17 protein-coding genes are annotated in these 16,986 nt (G+C 56.3%); 15 read left to right on the top strand and 2 right to left on the bottom strand.

Annotation, left to right across the window (positions count from 1 at the left end):
• Positions 1-26 precede the first annotated feature (26 nt).
• The 12 genes from AB8996_RS09475 to AB8996_RS09420 all read left to right on the top strand — a co-directional run bounded on the left by AB8996_RS09475 (position 27) and on the right by AB8996_RS09420 (position 12,025).
• Complete coding sequence (locus AB8996_RS09475; RefSeq protein ID WP_369298734.1) at positions 27-575, top strand: hypothetical protein; 549 nt, start codon at positions 27-29, stop codon at positions 573-575.
• Positions 568-1,887 (top strand): alanine/glycine:cation symporter family protein, encoded by a 1,320-nt coding sequence (locus AB8996_RS09470; protein ID WP_369298733.1) that lies wholly within the window; start codon positions 568-570, stop codon positions 1,885-1,887. Before AB8996_RS09475 ends, AB8996_RS09470 begins: the two co-directional genes overlap by 8 nt.
• Before the next feature lie 141 nt (positions 1,888-2,028).
• Positions 2,029-2,352, top strand: a complete 324-nt coding sequence (locus tag AB8996_RS09465) for a cyclic-di-AMP receptor (protein ID WP_369298732.1) — start codon at positions 2,029-2,031, stop codon at positions 2,350-2,352.
• Positions 2,352-3,335, top strand: a complete 984-nt coding sequence (locus tag AB8996_RS09460) for an ATP-binding protein (RefSeq protein ID WP_369298731.1) — start codon at positions 2,352-2,354, stop codon at positions 3,333-3,335. Before AB8996_RS09465 ends, AB8996_RS09460 begins: the two co-directional genes overlap by 1 nt.
• Positions 3,336-3,388: 53 nt before the next feature.
• A complete protein-coding gene (locus AB8996_RS09455; protein ID WP_369298730.1) occupies positions 3,389-4,252 on the top strand; it encodes a stage 0 sporulation family protein in 864 nt (287 codons plus the stop codon).
• Positions 4,253-4,548: 296 nt separating this feature from the next.
• Entirely contained in the window at positions 4,549-4,719 is a 171-nt protein-coding gene (locus AB8996_RS09450) for a DUF362 domain-containing protein (RefSeq protein WP_369298729.1), read from the top strand.
• Positions 4,720-4,826: 107 nt separating this feature from the next.
• The gene (locus tag AB8996_RS09445; protein ID WP_369298728.1) at positions 4,827-5,588 is read left to right on the top strand and encodes a tRNA1(Val) (adenine(37)-N6)-methyltransferase; all 762 of its coding nucleotides are present in this window, start codon (positions 4,827-4,829) and stop codon (positions 5,586-5,588) included.
• Complete coding sequence (gene rsmI, locus AB8996_RS09440; RefSeq protein WP_369298727.1) at positions 5,585-6,430, top strand: 16S rRNA (cytidine(1402)-2'-O)-methyltransferase; 846 nt, start codon at positions 5,585-5,587, stop codon at positions 6,428-6,430. Before AB8996_RS09445 ends, rsmI begins: the two co-directional genes overlap by 4 nt.
• A gap of 61 nt (positions 6,431-6,491) precedes the next feature.
• Positions 6,492-7,832 (top strand): hypothetical protein, encoded by a 1,341-nt coding sequence (locus tag AB8996_RS09435; RefSeq protein WP_369298726.1) that lies wholly within the window; start codon positions 6,492-6,494, stop codon positions 7,830-7,832.
• A 15-nt stretch (positions 7,833-7,847) separates the two neighbouring features.
• Complete coding sequence (locus AB8996_RS09430) at positions 7,848-8,801, top strand: phosphotransferase (protein ID WP_369298725.1); 954 nt, start codon at positions 7,848-7,850, stop codon at positions 8,799-8,801.
• Positions 8,802-8,830: 29 nt separating this feature from the next.
• On the top strand, positions 8,831-10,573 hold the full coding sequence (pyk, locus tag AB8996_RS09425; protein WP_369298724.1) for a pyruvate kinase: 1,743 nt from the start codon (positions 8,831-8,833) through the stop codon (positions 10,571-10,573).
• A gap of 69 nt (positions 10,574-10,642) precedes the next feature.
• Positions 10,643-12,025 (top strand): leucine-rich repeat protein, encoded by a 1,383-nt coding sequence (locus AB8996_RS09420; protein ID WP_369298723.1) that lies wholly within the window; start codon positions 10,643-10,645, stop codon positions 12,023-12,025.
• A gap of 89 nt (positions 12,026-12,114) precedes the next feature.
• Here the strand turns inward: AB8996_RS09420 and AB8996_RS09415 are convergent, their stop codons facing one another.
• Positions 12,115-12,813 (bottom strand): hypothetical protein, encoded by a 699-nt coding sequence (locus AB8996_RS09415; RefSeq protein ID WP_369298722.1) that lies wholly within the window; start codon positions 12,811-12,813, stop codon positions 12,115-12,117.
• Positions 12,803-14,227, bottom strand: coding sequence for a MurT ligase domain-containing protein (locus tag AB8996_RS09410; RefSeq protein ID WP_369298721.1), 1,425 nt, complete (start codon positions 14,225-14,227; stop codon positions 12,803-12,805). Before AB8996_RS09410 ends, AB8996_RS09415 begins: the two co-directional genes overlap by 11 nt.
• Before the next feature lie 319 nt (positions 14,228-14,546).
• Between AB8996_RS09410 and AB8996_RS09405 the strand changes: the two genes are divergently transcribed.
• The 3 genes from AB8996_RS09405 to AB8996_RS09395 all read left to right on the top strand — a co-directional run bounded on the left by AB8996_RS09405 (position 14,547) and on the right by AB8996_RS09395 (position 16,976).
• Positions 14,547-15,368, top strand: coding sequence for a sugar phosphate isomerase/epimerase family protein (locus AB8996_RS09405; RefSeq protein WP_369298720.1), 822 nt, complete (start codon positions 14,547-14,549; stop codon positions 15,366-15,368).
• Positions 15,369-15,499: 131 nt separating this feature from the next.
• Positions 15,500-16,339: a hypothetical protein gene (locus tag AB8996_RS09400; protein ID WP_369298719.1), complete on the top strand. Its 840-nt coding sequence runs from the start codon at positions 15,500-15,502 to the stop codon at positions 16,337-16,339.
• A 22-nt stretch (positions 16,340-16,361) separates the two neighbouring features.
• Positions 16,362-16,976 (top strand): hypothetical protein, encoded by a 615-nt coding sequence (locus AB8996_RS09395; RefSeq protein ID WP_369298718.1) that lies wholly within the window; start codon positions 16,362-16,364, stop codon positions 16,974-16,976.
• Positions 16,977-16,986: the final 10 nt, after the last annotated feature.

The raw sequence follows: 16,986 nt of genomic DNA, 5'->3' as shown, positions 1-16,986 counted from the left end.
AACGGTGTGAGAAAGGAGCCAATACCATGAAACGGGTGATTTTCAATTTGCCAGCCCAGCCGGGGGCGGAATATCCCAACGGCGGCACGGAGGGGTACTGGATCGGGAAAATCGCGGACCGCGCCATACAGCTTCTTTCCGCCGGGGGAGAGGTAGAAGCGGCGCGGGTTTCCCCGGAAGATCCCCGGCAGCCCGGATCCCCGGGGGAATGCAGCCTGTATATCAGCCTGCGCTCGCAAACGGCTCCGCCGGAAGCAGCCGGGCAGCGGAAAGGGCTGGACGTATGCTATGCGGAGCACAGCGCCGACGGCAAGCTGGCGGCGGAAAAATTTGCCGCCCGGCTGAAGGAAACCTACCCCCAGCCGGAGCTTGCGGGGCCCCGCCCTGTGGCGGAAGCCGAAACCACCCCCATGAAGGACGTTCCCGTGCTGCTCATCAAGCTTGCCTACCACGACAACCCCCAGGACGAGGCGTGGCTGACCAACGGCACGGAGGAGATCGCCGAAAAACTGCTCCAGGCAATTCAGGAGGTCTTAGAAGTCCCCGTGGAGCGCCCCGAGGCTGACCATGCTTGAAGCATTGCGGGACGCCCTGTGGGGCTGGCACGTGCTGCTGCTGATTTTGGCGGCTGGAATCTATTTTTCCGTTTCAGGAGGATTTTTCCAGCTGCGCCATGTGGGAAGATGGCTGAAAGCGGCGGTGGGCGGCGGAGAGGAAGGAAAAAAAGAGGGGGAGATCACCCGGTTCCAGGCGCTGACGGCAGCCCTTGCCGGGTCTATCGGCACAGGAAATATCGTGGGGGTGGCGGCTGCCATCACCGTGGGCGGACCAGGCGCGCTTTTCTGGATGTGGGTCTCCTCCCTGTTCGGCATGATGACTGTGTTTGGGGAGAACCTTCTTGCGGCGAAGCACAAAAACGCCCCCGGCGCGCTGGGATACATCGAATCGGTACAAAAATGGGGAAAACCCCTGGCGGCTCTGTATGCCGCCGGGTGCTGCCTTTCCTCCTTCGGCATGGGAAACATGACCCAGACCAACGCCTGCGCGGCGTCGCTGGAAAGCTTTGGGCTGCCCGCGGCTGCCACCGGGCTGGCGCTGGGTGCCCTTGTCTTTTTCGTGGCGCGGGGCGGGTTGAGCTTCGCGGTGAAGATCACGGAGCGCCTGGTTCCCGCCATGACGCTGCTGTTTTTTGGCGCTTCCCTCGGGGTGCTGTGGGTGTTCCGGGAGAACCTGCCCGGCGCGGTCCAGAGCATTTTCGCGGAGGCGTTCACGCTCAGAGCCGGGGCGGGCGGTACGGCGGGGGCGCTGCTGGCGCTGAAAACCGGTGTGTCCCGGGGAGTGTTCACCAACGAAGCGGGTCTGGGCAGCTCCGCCTTTGCCTATGACAAGGTGGAGCGCCGCACCCCGGTAGAGCTGGGCTGCATGGGGATTTTCCAGGTATTTGTGGATACCATTGTCATGTGTACGGTAACGGGGCTTTGCATTTTATGCTGCCGCTCTCCCATGCTGGAAGGGGCAAAGCTCACCTTTTTTGCCTACGAATCCGCTTTGGGACAGCCGGGCAGTTGGGCGGTTTCCCTCTGCACGGCGCTGTTTGCCGCGGCGACGGTGATCTCCTGGTGCTGCTACGGGAGGGAGGGGCTGTTCTACCTGACCCACGGGAAGGGCAGAACAGCGTTTGCCCTCGTGTCGGCGCTGGCGGCGTTTTTGGGCTGTATCCTGCCTCTGAAAGCCGTGTTCCAGCTGGGGGACGCCTTTAACGGCTTGATGGCAGTCCCCAATATTCTGGCGCTGTTCTGGTGCAGGAACGAGATAAAAGAAGAATTGCGCGGCAGCGAAAACCGGGAGAGGAAAAAACGGTTTTCACAAAATTTTCAAAAAACCTAGCATTTTCCCGGCTTCCATGATATAATGACTACGGAAGATCATTTGCAGCCGGCGCTTTCAGCGCCTATGGTAAAACAGATTTACCGAACGAAATAATCCCGCGGGCAAACGGAAACGGCTGCCCGGAAAGGCATGGTTTTTATGAAACTGATTCTTGCAATCGTAAGCAATGACGACAGCGGCGCCGTGTCCTCTGCGCTGACCAGGGAAGGCTATTCCGTGACGAAGCTCGCCACCACCGGCGGCTTTCTGATGGCGGGCAACACCACCTTCATTTCCGGCGTGGACGACGAAAAGGTGGACGACGTGATCGGGCTGATTTCCAAGTACAGCAGCCGCCGTACCCAGATCGTTCCCAGCACCTCCACCATGGACGTGGGCATGTATTCCTCCTTCCCGGTGGAAGTCACCGTGGGCGGCTCCACCATCTTTGTGCTGAACGTGGATCGTTTTGAGAAGGTCTGATGAATTTTTCCGGCTTTTTAGGAAATGACGAGGTGAAGGCGGCGCTGTCCGCTGCTTTCGCCCAGCATCGCTTTCCCCATGCCGTCGTGCTGCAGGGGGAGGCGGGCTGCGGCAAGCGAACTATGGCAAAGCTGATCGCAAAAGCGCTGGTGTGCAGAAACCGGGAGGCAGCCCCCTGCGGGGAATGCCCCTCCTGTATCCGCGCCGTTGCCGGTTCGCATCCCGATATCCGGGTGGAAGAAGGGAGCGGGGCGACCCGCTCCCTTAGCGTTGATACCATAAAGGCAGTCACTGCCGACGCTTACCGTATGCCGGAGGAAGCGGACGTGAGCGTGTATATCCTGCTGATGGGCGCGCGCACCTCCGAAGCCGCCCAGAATAAGCTCCTGAAGGTGATCGAGGAGCCGCCGGAAGGGGCGGTGTTCCTTTTGGTGTGCGAGTCGGCGGAGCAGCTGCTGCCCACCATTCGTTCCCGGGTGCAGAGCTTTACCCTGAAGCCACCCCCGCCGGAGGAAGCCGCCGCCTATGTGGAGCGGGCTGCCGGCGTGGACAGCACCGCCGCCAGACGGCTGGCGGAGCTTTGCGGCGGGAATATCGGCAGAATGCTGGAGGAAGCCCAGGGGGGTGCCTCCGCCCAGGCGGCGGAAATCGCCGCCGCCATGGCTGCGGGAGTGATGGACAAAAGCGGAGACGCGCTGCTGAAAGCCGCCGCGCCGCTGCAAAAGGACAGAAAGCTCTGCGGGGAAGTGCTGGGGAGATTGTCGGTGATTTTCCGGGACGCCTGCGTGCTGCGCATGGGCGGGACAAGCCTGCTGGGCAGCGCCCACAGGGAAGCGGACCTGTTGTCCGGCTTGCCGAAGAACCGGCTGTGCAGGCTGCCGGAGATCCCGGAGGAATTTCGGAAAAAGCTGGAACGAAACGCCAACATGAGCCTGCTGATCTGCTGTCTCTGTTCCCAGCTGCGGGAAGCGGCAGGAAAATAAAGGAAGCTACCATAGACGGCGGCGCCAGACCGCCGGGAAAAAGGAGAGTTTGTATGGCAGAGGTCGTCGGAGTACGGTTTCGAGATACAGGGAAAATTTATTATTTTGACCCCGGTCAGGAAAAGCTGGCCTGCGGGGAAAAGGTCGTCGTGGAAACCTCCCGCGGCGTGGAATGCGGCGAGATCGCCATGAAGAATCAGGAAGTGAGCGACAGCTCCATCGTGCAGCCTTTGCGGAAGCTGATCCGCAAGGCGAACAAGGACGACCTGCGCCGGGTAGAGGAGAACCGCCGGAAAGAAAAAGAGGCGTTTCGCATCTGCGAGGGGAAAATTGCCGAACGCGGGCTGGAAATGAAGCTGGTAGAGGTGGAATACACCTTCGACAACAGCAAGATACTGTTTTATTTCACTGCCGACGGTCGTGTGGATTTCCGGGAGCTGGTGAAAGACCTGGCAGGGCAGTTCCGCACCAGGATCGAGCTGCGGCAGATCGGCGTGCGGGACGAGGCGAAAATGCTGGGCGGTATCGGCGTGTGTGGGAGACCCTTCTGCTGCGGGTCGTTTTTAGGCAGCTTCCAGCCTGTGTCCATCAAAATGGCAAAGGAGCAGGGGCTTTCCCTGAACCCCGTGAAGATTTCCGGCGCCTGCGGGCGCCTGATGTGCTGCCTGAAATATGAGCAGGAAGCCTATCAGGACCTGCTGCGCACCACCCCCAAGGTAAACGCTTTAGTTTCCACCCCGGACGGCAAGGGCGTGGTCATCGACCAGAACCTGCTGACCAGAAAGCTCACCGTCCGGCTGGACAAGGACCCCGACGCCGCCCCAAAGGTCTATCAGGTGGACGAGGTGAAGGTCCTGCGGGACGGAAAGATCAAGGTGGACAAAAAAGAAGCGGAGCAGCTGAAGAATCTGGAATAAAGCAGTTGTCAGCAGTTAGAAAAAAGCTCCCTCAGGGAGCTTTTTTCTATGGGAAATTTTGTTGTAAGAAGTGGAAAACCGCGGGAAAGGGAAACTGCCGCGCCAAGGGTACGGAGGGAAATATGACAAACAGGGAAATTCTGAAATGCATTGACAACGGGGCGGATCGTTATGCCGGCTCTTTTGGGAATGCCTGGCATATTCGTAAAAAGGCGACTGACAGGAAAAGAAATGTCTTGATTTTTAGTAGAAATGTGCTAGAATAAGGGTGTAAAAATCTTTGGAGGTGTTACCCCATGCCTTATGTTATCAGCGATGAATGCATTGCCTGCGGCGCCTGCGCCGGTGAGTGCCCCGTTGGAGCTATCTCCGAGGGCGATGGCAAGTACGTGATCGACCCCGATACCTGTGTGAGCTGCGGCGCCTGCGCCGGAGTATGCCCGGTAGGCGCTCCTCAGGAGGGCTGATCGGCTTTCGGGTTATTGATTCGGAAAAGCGGAATCCGGGGAGAAGCGCGTCTTATCTCCGGGTTCTTCTTTTTTCTGATTTTTTGGAAAGCGTGGGACGCCCTGTGATGAGAACGGAACTGCAGCCGGAAGCTAAATGGGAGCCCTTGGGAAAGGGCTTCCGCGTGCTGACCACAAAGGAGCATGGGTTTAACACCGACACCCTGCTGCTCGCGGATTTTTCCCTGCCCCGCCCCCGGGAGCGCTGCGCCGATCTCGGCACGGGCTGCGGGACGATCCCCCTGCTGTGGTGCGCCCGGGCAGCCCCGGAAGCTGTGCTGGCAGTGGAACTGCAGGGTGCCGCGGCGCGGCTTGCGGAGCAGTCCGTTCTGGAAAACGGTCTGTCGGGAAAAATCCAGGTGGTGCAGGGCGACGTGAGGGATTTCCGGGAGCTTCTGCCCCACCAGGGCTTTCATCTGATCGCTTGCAACCCGCCCTATTATCCCCTGTGCAGTGGGGAAGCCGGGGAGGGAGCGAGGAAAACCGCCCGGCACGAGGAAAGACTTTCCCTGCTGCAACTGGCGGACGCAGCCCGGTACGCGCTGCGGTTCGGCGGGCGGCTGTGCGTCTGCCTGCCGGGGGAACGGCTGGCGGAAGCGGTGGAGGTGTCCCGCCAGCACGGGCTGGAGCCCAAGCGGCTGCGGCTGGTGCAGTCAGCGCCGGGAAAAAGACCTTACTTATTTTTGCTGGAATGCCGCCGGGGCGGAAGACCCGGCGTAGATATAGAACCAACGCTGCTGATTTCGGACGGCAGCGGGAATTTTACGGAAGAAATGCTGAAAATCTACGGGGAATACGGAAAAGCCCCGGAAAGGGAAGAACGCCGGTGAAGCTGGAAAAAGGCGCGTTGTATGTGGTGGGAACGCCCATCGGGAATCTGGAGGACTTTTCCCCCAGAGGAGTGGAAACGCTGAGGGGGGCGGATTTCATTGCCGCCGAGGACACCAGGGTGACCATGAAGCTCTTAAATCGTTTTGACATCAAAAAGCCCCTGATGAGCTATTTTGAGCACAATAAAATACAGCATGGGGAGCTTATTTTGCAGCGCCTGCGGGCGGGGGAGACCTGCGCGCTGGTGTCGGACGCGGGAATGCCTGCCATTTCCGACCCGGGGGAAACGCTGGTTGCCGCCTGCGCGGTGGAACATATCCCGGTGTATGTGGTGCCCGGACCCACGGCGGTGATCTCCGCGCTGGCGGTCAGCGGGCTGCCCACCGGGCGGTTCACTTTCGAGGGCTTTTTGAGCATGAATAAGCGCAGCCGCCGGGAGCATCTCCTTTCTGTGGAGCACGAGACCCGCACCATGGTCTTTTACGAAGCCCCCCACAAGCTACGGAAGACCCTCGCCGATCTGGAAAAGCTGTTCGGCGGGGACAGGAAGCTTGCCGTTGTCCGGGAGCTGACAAAACTCCACGAGGAGGTCTGGCGCACGGATCTGCGCACCGCCGCCGCCCATTATCGGGAGCATGAGCCAAAGGGAGAATATGTGCTGGTGGTCGCAGGGGCGCAAGCCTCTGCCGAGCCGCAGGAGGAATACACGGTGGAGGACGCTGCCGGGCTTGCCCGGGAAAAGATGGAGCAGGGGCTTTCCGCCGCCGACGCGGCAAAGGAAGCAGCCCGGCTCACCGGGCTGCGCAAGGGCGATATCTATCGGATTTTAAGTGAAAAATAACGCGGGCACAGCACCGCTTTATAGCAGAGGATCGGGAAAAAGGAAACAGGGAGGAATTTTTATGAAAAAGTTGCTTGCATCTTTTCTGGCGGCAGGGCTTCTTTTGCTGGGGCTTTCCGCCTGTGCGCTGCTGATGCCGGCGCCAGGCTCGTCAAAAGCGCCGGAAAGCTCGGGAAGCGCCGGAACGGTCAGCGCTTTGGAGCTGACGCTGGAATTTTCCTATGGAACGCGTACAGGAACTTACACGGGGGAAATGAAGGACGGTCTTCCCCACGGACAGGGGACGTTTACTTCTCAGAACGCAGAAGGCGGAGCCTGGACCTATACCGGGGAATGGGATATGGGGCACTGGAACGGTCATGGCAGATCGGAATGGGAAGACGGGACCTATTACGAAGGCGAGTACCGTGACGATGTGTACCAGGGGGAAGGCGTACTGGGGAACGAAACCGACCGCTGGGAGGGGACGTTCCAAAACGGCGGTATCCTGGAAGGAAAGTATTTCTATAAAGATGTGCTGCTGTTTGAGGGAAAATTTGACCCTGCCGCCAACAGCCCGGTAAACGGGCGGCTGTACAGCACGGACGGCAGCGTTTACGAGGGTGAGATCGACCCGGAAACAGGAGAGCCTGACGGTCAGGGAAAAATTTTGGAAGCGGACGGGACCGTGCGCTTTGAGGGGACGTTCGTGCAGGGGAAAGCGGAGGTCAGGGTAACCGCCGTACCCTATGCGGAAACAGTGGCCGAGGGTGAAATGACCCGGACAGAGCTTGCGGATATGTATGCCCACACCGACGGGACCGGCACGGACTATACCGGCAGAAAAGCGACGATCACCGGCGTTGTCACCGCCGGGTTCACCACCACGGAGGGCGAGGTGCGCTTTGAGCTCTGCCAGAATATCGGGGAACGGAAAAATCCCACGCTGGTCGCGGCAAAGGAGATCCCCCTTCAGGTGGGGGACATTGTGAAAGTCAGCGGAACGCTGACAAATCAAGCCATAGAGCCTATTTTGGAAGCGGATACCCTGGAGGTGGTCTCCCTGGAGGAAGGGGACGACCCGCCGCTGTTCCGAAGCGAAGAGCCGGTTTCTCAAACCATGGGGAATTTGAAGGTCACTGTGGAAAAGGTGGAATTCTGCGAAAAGCGGTTTTTGGTGTTCCTGTCTGTGGAAAATCTGGGAGAAGGGGAGGTTTACCTTGGACGCGATGGAGACGTGGTGCAGGGGCAGACCCAGTATGAAAGCAAATACGATCCACTGTATCTTGACTATCCCCAGCTTCAAACCTCTATCCTGCCCGGCGTAAAAACCTCCGGCGTGATCCCCTTCCCCGCCATAGAAGCCGAAAACTGCCGTTTTTATTTTCAGGACGCTGTGTTTGAGATCGAAGTAAAAAAATAACGAAAGAAGAAAAACATGGGAAAAGGAAATTATCTGGTCGAAGTGCCGCCGGAAAAGGCGAACGCCTTAGAGCCTGCTTTTCAGGCTTTGGGGCTGGAACAGAGCCGGGTGAAAAATATTCGGCAGTTCCATGAGGACGGCGGCGGAGCGGACAGGGCATATTCCGTTTACCGCATGGAATATGATGGGCGTGAAGCCGTGCTGAAACGAAGCGCCCCGGCGGAAGCGGAGCTGTACCGCGCCTATCTGGAGCAGGGGGATTTTCCCGTCCCCACGCTGTACCGCGCGGCGCAGAAAGGGAAAAGCTGCTGGCTGCTGCTGGAATATGTTCCAGGAAACGATCTGCGGGAATTTACCCCGGAGCTGGCTTCGCTGGCGGCGGAAAGCCTTTCGGCGCTCCACAACGCGTACTGGCGGGGGGAGCCTGAAAGCGGCGGAGAAAACAGCGGGGAGCGGTTTGAACGGTATTGGGCAAGGATCACCCGCCGGGCACAGTGCCTCGCCGCGCACCCGGCGCTGGGGGAAGCGTATCAAATTTTTCTGGAGCGGCAGAAAACCTGCCCGCTGACCCTGTGCAACGGGGATTTCCTGCAATATAACGCGCTGTTTGACGGGAAGAGAGTGGTGCTGATCGACTGGGCGTTCGGCGGCGAAATGCCCTATTCGCTGGACCTTGCCCGGCTCATCGCCCATGGCAGTGAAAATCGGGAAGCCTTTCCCTATTACATGACCGACAGCCTGCGCAGGGAGTTTTTACAGGCGTATTACCGGCGCATGAAGCAGCCCCTGGACTACCGGGAGTTTTTGTGGGACGTGACGCTTGCGGCGCTGAATGAATTTGTAGAATTTCTGGAAGAGGATTTTCTGGCAAACGCCGCCGACCCGGACCCGTTCTATCTCCGCAGGGTGGAAGAGACCGCGGCGCTGATCCTTCGGGGCAGACAGGCTTTTCACGGAAGCAATGCGTAACATTCAAATACAGAAAGGACGGAAGCGATATGCTGAGAAAGACAAAGATCATCTGCACACTGGGACCTGCCACGGACGACGAGGGCGTTTTGCGCCGTCTCATGCTGGGGGGTATGAACGCCGCCCGGTTCAATTTCTCCCACTGCACCCACGAGGACGCGGCAAAAAAGCTGGAGGTCGTCACCCGCCTGCGGGAGGAGCTGGGGCTGCCCATCGCCACGATCCTGGACACCAAGGGTCCCGAAATACGGGTGAAAAGCTTTCAGAACGGTCCCATTGAGCTGAAAAAGGGAGATACCTTTACCCTGACCACCCGGGAGGTGGCAGGCGATGAAAAAATCGTTTCCATCACCTATCAGGATTTGCCCAAGGACTTGCAGCCCGGCGCAAGGGTGCTGATCGACGACGGTCTGGTGGAAATGAAGGTGCGCAACGTCTCCGATACGGATATTGTCTGCGAAGTGAAAAACGGCGGCGTGGTATCCAACAACAAGGGCATCAATGTCCCTGGCACCAAGCTTTCCATGCCCTTTATCAGCGAACGCGACCGCTCAGACATCATTTTCGGCATCGAAAACGGCTTTGATTTTATCGCCGCGTCCTTTACCCGTTCCGCCGCGGATATTCTGGAAATCCGCAAGATACTGGAGGAATACCACTGCCATACCATCAATATCATTGCCAAGATCGAAAATATGGAGGGCGTGGACAATATCGATGAAATTCTCCGCGTGACGGACGGCATCATGGTCGCCCGGGGCGACATGGGCGTGGAAATTCCCTTTGAGGACGTGCCCGTGCTGCAAAAGCAGCTGATCCAAAAGTCCTACCACGCCGGGAAGCAGGTGGTCACCGCCACCCAAATGCTGGATTCCATGATGAAGAACCCCCGCCCCACCCGGGCGGAAGCCACCGACGTGGCAAACGCCATTTATGACGGCACCAGCTGTATCATGCTGTCCGGCGAGACCGCCGCGGGGAAATACCCGGTGGAAGCGCTGGAAACCATGGTGCGCATTGCGGAAAAGGCGGAGCAGAGCATCAACTATATCCAGCGCTTCAATTCCCGGGACAATTCCGACATCGCCTTTGACGTGACAAACGCCATTTCCCACGCCACCTGCACCACCGCCCACGACCTGGGGGCGAAAGCCATCATCACCGTCACAAAATCCGGCGGCACGGCGCGGCAGCTTTCCAAGTTCCGCCCGCTGTATCCCATTGTGGGCTGTACCATCGAGGAGCACGTCAGCCGCCAGCTGAACCTTTCCTGGGGCGTTTCCCCCCTGGTCATTGCCGAGGAAAAGGACACCGACGCCCTCTTTGACCATGCCGTAGACGCCGCAGAGCGGGCAGGGCTGGTGAAAAGCGGCGACTTGGTGGTCATCACCGCCGGAATGCCCCTGGGCGTGTCCGGCACCACCAACATGATGAAGGTCCACGTGGTGGGGCACGTGCTGCTCACCGGGCAGGGCGTGACGGAGAAATCGGTTTCCGCCCGGCTGTGCGTGGTGAAAAAGCCGGAGGATTTGAAAAATTTCCGGGACGGGGACATTCTGGTCGTTGCCGAAACGGACAATTCCATGGTGGACTACCTTCGCCGTTCGTCGGGGATCATCACCGAGCAGAAGGGGCAGAACACCCACGCCGCCATTGCCGGGCTTGCCATGGATAAGCCGGTCATTACCGGGGCGGAATACGCCACCGAGATTTTGAAAAACGGCGCTGTGGTCACCCTGGACGCCAATACCGGGCGCGTCAGCGCGTGCTGAGGTAGTTTTTTAGCTGGAAAGAAGTTTTGGAAGGTGAGCTGTATGAAAAAAGGAAAATACTTGCTAAGCTTGCTGTTGGTTTGTTGTTTGCTGATAGGATGTATGCCTATGGCAGCCGGGGCGGAGGAAGCTGCTGATCCTGAATCTGTTTCGGGAACCTGCGGGGAAAATGTTACCTGGAGCTACGATACGGAAACAGCGACCCTCACCGTCTCCGGCACAGGAGAGATGGAGGATTATGGGAAAAACGCTCCGCCCTATGCCCATTGGCGCGAGTTCGCAAAAACAATCACAGTTGCTCCGGGCGTTACCTCCATCGGGTCTGGCGCGTTCGCGGGGTTCGACGTTTGTACCGATGTGAATATTCCCAGCAGTGTGAAAAAAATCGGCGAAATTTCGTTTTTCTGGTGTTATAAGCTGCCATCGGTATCGATCTCCGATGGAGTGGAATATATTGGCGGCAGTGCGTTTAAAATGTGTGAGCGCCTGACCTCTGTGGAAATGGGCGACAGCGTTGCTGAGATCGGTGGCAGCGCGTTTGAGCTTTGTTATCGCTTAGCTTCCGTGAAGCTCTCAAAAGGCTTGAAGAAAATTGGTATGTCGGCATTTGCCACTACTGCTTTGACTTCTGTGGATATCCCGGCTGGGGTCAAGGAATTATCCGGGTTCAACAGCTGCGATAATCTGACTACCGTAATTATCCCGGAAGGAGTTACCTCGCTGGGACTGGCTGCGTTTTGCGACTGCCAAAGTCTGTATGCCATAGAGGTGCCCAAAAGCGTCAAGCAGATCGATGTTACCTCTTTCCAAGACAGCGAGTGGCTTACGGTTTACGGAGAAAAGGGGAGCTATGTGGAGACCTTTGCGAAAGAAAATAATATTCGTTTCGCTGTAGGGAAGATTCCCAGTTCCAGCAGCGTTCTCTCACGGTTCAACGATGTTTTCGCCGGTGAGTATTATGCCGACGCCGTGATATGGGCGTCCCTGCGTAGTATCACCGCGGGTACAGACGATACCCATTTCAGCCCCAATACCTCCTGCACCCGCGCTCAGGCCGTTACCTTCCTGTGGCGGGCGGCAGGCAGACCGGATACTATGGGAGAAGGCAGCATATTCAGCGATGTAAAGAGCGAAGAGTATTACGAAAAGGCTGTGCGCTGGGCGGTGGAAAACAATATCACCGGCGGCACGGGCGATGGGAAGTTCAGCCCGGATGCGGTTTGTACCAGAGCGCAGATTGTCACCTTCCTGTGGCGGGCTGCCAGAGAACCTAAGCCTGCGGGCACCGCCGCTGGCTTCAAGGACGTAAAGGCAGGGTCATACTATGAAAAAGCCGTCCAGTGGGCGGTGGAGCAGGACATTACGGGCGGCACGGGCAACGGGAAATTCAGCCCGGAGACTGCGTGCAGCCGGGCACAGATCGTCACTTTCCTGTACCGTTACGCAAATTAAAAAACAGCAAAAGCAGGAGCGCCCCAGCCGACCCGGCTGGGGCGCTCTTTTCTAACAACTAAAAACTAACCACTAACAACTATCCGCCATCAGGTCTTCTCCTGAAAATCCTTCAAGCGGGCTTCGTATGCGTCCTGCATTTCCTGCGGGAACGCCAGCCCCGCCGGATCGGCGCCCATGCAGGAAAGGAGATAGCGAGTGAAGTCCGGGTTCAGCAGCAGCAGGGGACCCAGCAGGTACGTGCCGAAGAAATTGTGGCTGTGAATGCCCTCAAAGCTGCATTTGGGGTTCAGCCCCACGCCCTTTTTCACCGGGAACAGCCCGGGCAGGTCGCCCTCGGGGTACGCCAGCGTGAACTGGGACTTGAAGCCCATGACGGGCTTGTCCTGGAAGCTGCCCCAAAAGGTGCTGTTGTGCCGGTGCATCATGTCCCGCTTGGCGTAAAACGGGAAAAGCTTCAGGCAGTCGATGCGCCGCCCCTCGTCCGTTTCGATGTAGCTGCCCAGAATTTCCAGCGCGTTCCCGGTAAAGAAAAACACCGTGCCGTTTTCGATCAGCTCCCGGATCTTTTCTTTGTGGGGGAGAAATTTCGCAATGACCTTCTCCTGGGTGCGCTCGGTCATGGGTCCCAGATAGACAAGATCCATCGGCCGGGAGAGAAAAAGCGGCTCCGCGTCGAAGGGCGTTTCCACAAATTCCGCGTCGGGCAGGCACTTTTTCAGGTAGCGCATATTGCTCATGTCCCCAAACAGGTTGCAAAATTCGGGAAAAAGGATTTCAAGCTTCATGCTGTTTTTCCTCCTGTGACCGGGCGCCGGCGCCCAAAATTTCCTTGACCTGCTCCTTTACCCGGTTTGCCAGCCCGATGGTGTACACATCGTAGAGGATAAACACGGCGTCCATGTCGGTGACGTCCAGCAGGGAAGCCGCCTTTTCGTTGTCCCGGAGGTGGGCGATTTTTTCTTTCGGAATGTCCGCCAGCAGCAGCCGCAGCACCACGTCCCAGTGCCGCGCCCCGGCGGCGATGATCTGCACGATATTTTCGTCGTGTAAAAATTCAAAGTCTGTGTCGTAGAGCCACGCGGTGTTTTCCACGGAATGGGCGGCGTCGAAATAGTCATCCAAAAACAGAATGACCGCCTTTTTGCAGGCAGACCCCGTTTCCGTCCTGCCATAGTCCCGGATATTTTCAAAGGCGCGGGAGCAGGCGATGGGGTTCTGCCCCTTTGCCAGATGGAGAATGACCTTTTTGCCGTTTACCTCTTCCTCGCTGTACCGGGTGGCGCTGATGGAAAGCTTGTCCATGGAAGCGGATATCTGCTCCGGGCTCAGTCCAAATTCTGACAGCAGCGCAATGGCGGAAAGGGAATTGTACACGTTGATGGTGCTTTCGTTGGGCAGGGGGTAGGTGCGCTCCCCCGCGCCGGAAAGGACGGCCATCTTGTGGGCTTCCGTGTCCATGGAAGTCAGGCGGTACTGGGCTTCCGGCGAATGGAAGCCGCAGGCGGGGCAGTGAGCCCTGCCGATATGGTGGTAGCGGACAAAATCCCATTCCAGCTTCCTGCCGCACCGGGGACAGGTGGTGATGTCCCGCACGATGTTGTGGCACTCCGCATGGTCGGAGGGCAGGCGGTCGATACTGAAATAGACCCGGGGGTTTTCCGGCTTCAGCCCAGCGCACAGCAGGTCGTCGGCGTTCAGCACCAGCCGGGTGCTGTCGGGGATATACCCGTTCAAAATATCGGTAATGAATTCCATGTGGGCGTTCCGCTTGAAGGAATCCCGGAAAATGTTGGTGCAGAGCAAAAGGTCGGGCTTCAAGTAGGGCAGTATTTTCGGGGAACTGCGCTCGTCCAGCTCGAAGATGGCAAGGTCTTTTTTGGGCTTGCCGAAAAAGGTGGAGTTGGCAATGAGGGAGGACGCCACCCCGGTGTTCACGTTGGTGCCGGAGCGGTTGCACACAAAATCGTAGCCCTGATCCGCCAGCACGTCCTCCACCATGTTTGCCACAGTGGTTTTGCCGTTTGTCCCCGTGATGCCCACCACGGTTTTCGGGCGGGGCATTCGCCCCAGAAAATCGGGGCAGAGAATGATTGCCCAGGAGCCGGGCATGGACGTGCCCTTTCTGCCGATCAGCTTTAATACCAGCGCCGTTCCCTTGGCAAAGAACAGCGCGAAATAGAACCGCAGGTTTCGTTTCATGGGAGGATCCTTTCGGGAAATAGTTGTTAGTTTTGAGTAGGTAGTTGTTAGAGAAGGGCGTTTGAAGGACAATGAGGAATGAGCAATGAGCAATGAGAAATTAAGGAGAAGGGCAATAGGGCGTAAATTGGAATTTACCGTCTTTTCACTGCTCATTTCTCATTGCACCGAACGATAAGTCGGCGCTTTCCCAAAAATCCGGCGTCTGTCCCTTAGTATAACAATATATTGTCTGATTTTCAAGTCCGACCTCTTGACCTTTTAGCATTTTTGCACTACAATGAAGTTATCAATACATTTCAGTTTGGAGGAATTTTCTATGAAAACTTTGCCCGTTGCAGTACAGGTCTATTCCGTTCGTGACGACGCGGAGAAGGATTTCCGCGGCACGATGAAAAAAATCAAGGAGATCGGTTACGACGGCGTAGAGCTAGCCGGTCTGTACGGAAAAGAGCCCAGCGAGATCAAAGCTGCCATTGAGGAAGCCGGTCTTGTCGCCGTTTCCGCCCATGTCCCCTTCCAGGAGCTGGTAGCGGACATGGAGGGCACCATTCAGAAGTATGTGGAGATCGGCGTGAAGTTCATCGCGATCCCCTACCTGATGGAGGAAGACCGCCCCGGCACGCCCAAGTTCGAGGGCAATGTGAAGCTGTTCGAGGAGATCGCCAGGGCGTGCAAGGCGCACGGCATTCAGACCCTGTACCATAACCATGATTTTGAGTTTGCCAAAATGCCCGACGGCAGATACGCCCTGGATTACATCTATGACACCATTCCCGCCGACCTGCTCCAGACCGAGCTTGACACCTGCTGGGTCAACGTGGCGGGGGAGGACCCTGCCGCCTATGTCCGCAAGTATACGAACCGCGCCCCGGTGGTCCATTTGAAGGACTTCCACAAGGAGGGCAAGCCTGCCAATATGTACCAGCTCATCGGCACCGATGTGGAGGAGCAGGAGAGCCACGGCACCTTTGAGTTCCGTCCCGTGGGCTACGGCGATCAGAACTTCCCCAGCATTCTGGAGGCTTCCATTGACGCAAATGCCCAGTGGGTCGTGGTGGAGCAGGACCAGTCCATCGGGCGCACCCCCATGGAGGCGATCACCCTGAGCCGCCAGTACCTGAAGGAGCAGGGCTGGTAAGTTAGTCATTAGTTTTTAGTTGTTAGTTATTAGATAAGGTCATGAAAAGCAGGCTTTCTGAAAAGGAAGCCTGCTTTTTTAGGTTTACCCCCAAAAAGAGAAATTTAAGTGAAATAATCTTGACAATAAAATTGAAATATAGTAAAATAAATGTAGAAAAAGCGAGAACTGAAATTATTGCGATTATATATGACAAGTTTCAGAAAATCAATGGAAATCGAGGGGAGACCAATGCAGAGCGAAAACCTGAAAAGAAAATAGACGTGAATAATAATTACTATAGTTTTGAAAAGCTTAGGAGGTCTGAAATGAAACGAGTAATTTCTTTTTTCTGTGCAATTGTTCTGTTGCTGCAATGTACAGGTTTTTCCGTACTGGCAAAAGAAAGGGTCAAGCCATATATGCCGGAGGAGGACAATCTTTTAGGGACGGAAATGGAATCCCGTTCAGTAACAGAACCTGTCCTTTATTCCTATAATTTAACTTGGAACATCGAAAGCATCAACTATTATGTAGATAGCAGCGCCTCCGTTTTTACCACGCAAATTGCCAATGCAGCACACAATTGGGTTTATACAGGATATGGGTACAATCGGCTGTATCCCTTTACGGAAACGACCAATATAAAGCTGAGTGCTGCCGATTTTCATGGGTATAATAATTATCTTGACGGAAAAAATGGAGAAACAATTTTCTGGAACAGATATAGCTTTGGCGGTGCCCAATATGAAGTGAATCCAAACGAGTACGATTGGCTGTTTTGTGATGTGAACCTGAACAGATATTTTATGGACAATATGACAAGTGACAATAAAAAAGGCGTCATTGCTCATGAAATGGGTCATGTGTTTGGAATCGGGCACAACAACTTAAATTCCTACAGCATTATGTGTCAGGAAAATTGGGGCAGAGCGGTGAGCACGGTGCAGAAAGTGGATGCGGATGCTTTTATAAAAAAGCACCCCAATTGAATTTAAGAGAGGTGAATGAAGTATGAAAAAGAAAAATAAAGTTTTAATCGCGCTGGCATTGACGTTGACTCTTTGCATCACTGTGGCGGTATCGGCATGGTTTCTATTTCCGAAAGGAACCAACCACACCTTTACGATTGAAAATGATTATAACACGACTAAGCCGGAGGAACTTTATGAAAACGCTCCGATTGTGCTCATAGGCACTTATCTGGGAAATGAAAAAACGATTGCTTTGAAGGACAGGAGCGGACTTCCTTTGACGATCGGGAGAATGCAAATTGAAACGGTTCTGAAAGGAACCGTGGAGGAGGAAACGCTTCCCGTGGGTTTTTATGGCGGAACCATTTCTCTACAGGAACATGCGGCTGCCAGAGACCCGGAATCCTTAGAAAAGCAGGGGATTACGGACACTATTTTGAGAATGCGGGGGCGAAGGGACACGATCACACTGAAATTTGATACGGAGGTTGACGCTCGGGAGGGGCAAAGATATCTCCTGTTTACCGGGACAAGACCGGAAGATGAATATTACACCGTAATGGCGGACGCTTACGGAATGCGCCCGCTGGACGAGGAGAACCGCGCCCTGAACCCCGATTCCAAGCAGTACGAAAAGCTGGACTTCCTGCCGTAAAAAGCAAAAA

The organism is uncultured Neglectibacter sp. (assembly GCA_937958185.1).
Taxonomy (GTDB): Bacteria; Bacillota; Clostridia; order Oscillospirales; family Acutalibacteraceae; genus Acutalibacter.
This window is presented reverse-complemented; position numbering and strand designations above follow the sequence as displayed.

What these genes read in the sequence shown, in the direction of transcription:
- AB8996_RS09475 (WP_369298734.1), top strand. Translation starts at nt 27, where the DNA reads ATGAAACGGGTGATTTTCAATTTGCCAGCCCAGCCGGGGGCGGAATAT.
- AB8996_RS09470 (WP_369298733.1), top strand. Translation starts at nt 568, where the DNA reads ATGCTTGAAGCATTGCGGGACGCCCTGTGGGGCTGGCACGTGCTGCTG.
- AB8996_RS09465 (WP_369298732.1), top strand. Translation starts at nt 2,029, where the DNA reads ATGAAACTGATTCTTGCAATCGTAAGCAATGACGACAGCGGCGCCGTG.
- AB8996_RS09460 (WP_369298731.1), top strand. Translation starts at nt 2,352, where the DNA reads ATGAATTTTTCCGGCTTTTTAGGAAATGACGAGGTGAAGGCGGCGCTG.
- AB8996_RS09455 (WP_369298730.1), top strand. Translation starts at nt 3,389, where the DNA reads ATGGCAGAGGTCGTCGGAGTACGGTTTCGAGATACAGGGAAAATTTAT.
- AB8996_RS09450 (WP_369298729.1), top strand. Translation starts at nt 4,549, where the DNA reads ATGCCTTATGTTATCAGCGATGAATGCATTGCCTGCGGCGCCTGCGCC.
- AB8996_RS09445 (WP_369298728.1), top strand. Translation starts at nt 4,827, where the DNA reads ATGAGAACGGAACTGCAGCCGGAAGCTAAATGGGAGCCCTTGGGAAAG.
- AB8996_RS09435 (WP_369298726.1), top strand. Translation starts at nt 6,492, where the DNA reads ATGAAAAAGTTGCTTGCATCTTTTCTGGCGGCAGGGCTTCTTTTGCTG.
- AB8996_RS09430 (WP_369298725.1), top strand. Translation starts at nt 7,848, where the DNA reads ATGGGAAAAGGAAATTATCTGGTCGAAGTGCCGCCGGAAAAGGCGAAC.
- pyk (WP_369298724.1), top strand. Translation starts at nt 8,831, where the DNA reads ATGCTGAGAAAGACAAAGATCATCTGCACACTGGGACCTGCCACGGAC.
- AB8996_RS09415 (WP_369298722.1), bottom strand. Translation starts at nt 12,813, where the DNA reads ATGAAGCTTGAAATCCTTTTTCCCGAATTTTGCAACCTGTTTGGGGAC.
- AB8996_RS09410 (WP_369298721.1), bottom strand. Translation starts at nt 14,227, where the DNA reads ATGAAACGAAACCTGCGGTTCTATTTCGCGCTGTTCTTTGCCAAGGGA.
- AB8996_RS09405 (WP_369298720.1), top strand. Translation starts at nt 14,547, where the DNA reads ATGAAAACTTTGCCCGTTGCAGTACAGGTCTATTCCGTTCGTGACGAC.
- AB8996_RS09395 (WP_369298718.1), top strand. Translation starts at nt 16,362, where the DNA reads ATGAAAAAGAAAAATAAAGTTTTAATCGCGCTGGCATTGACGTTGACT.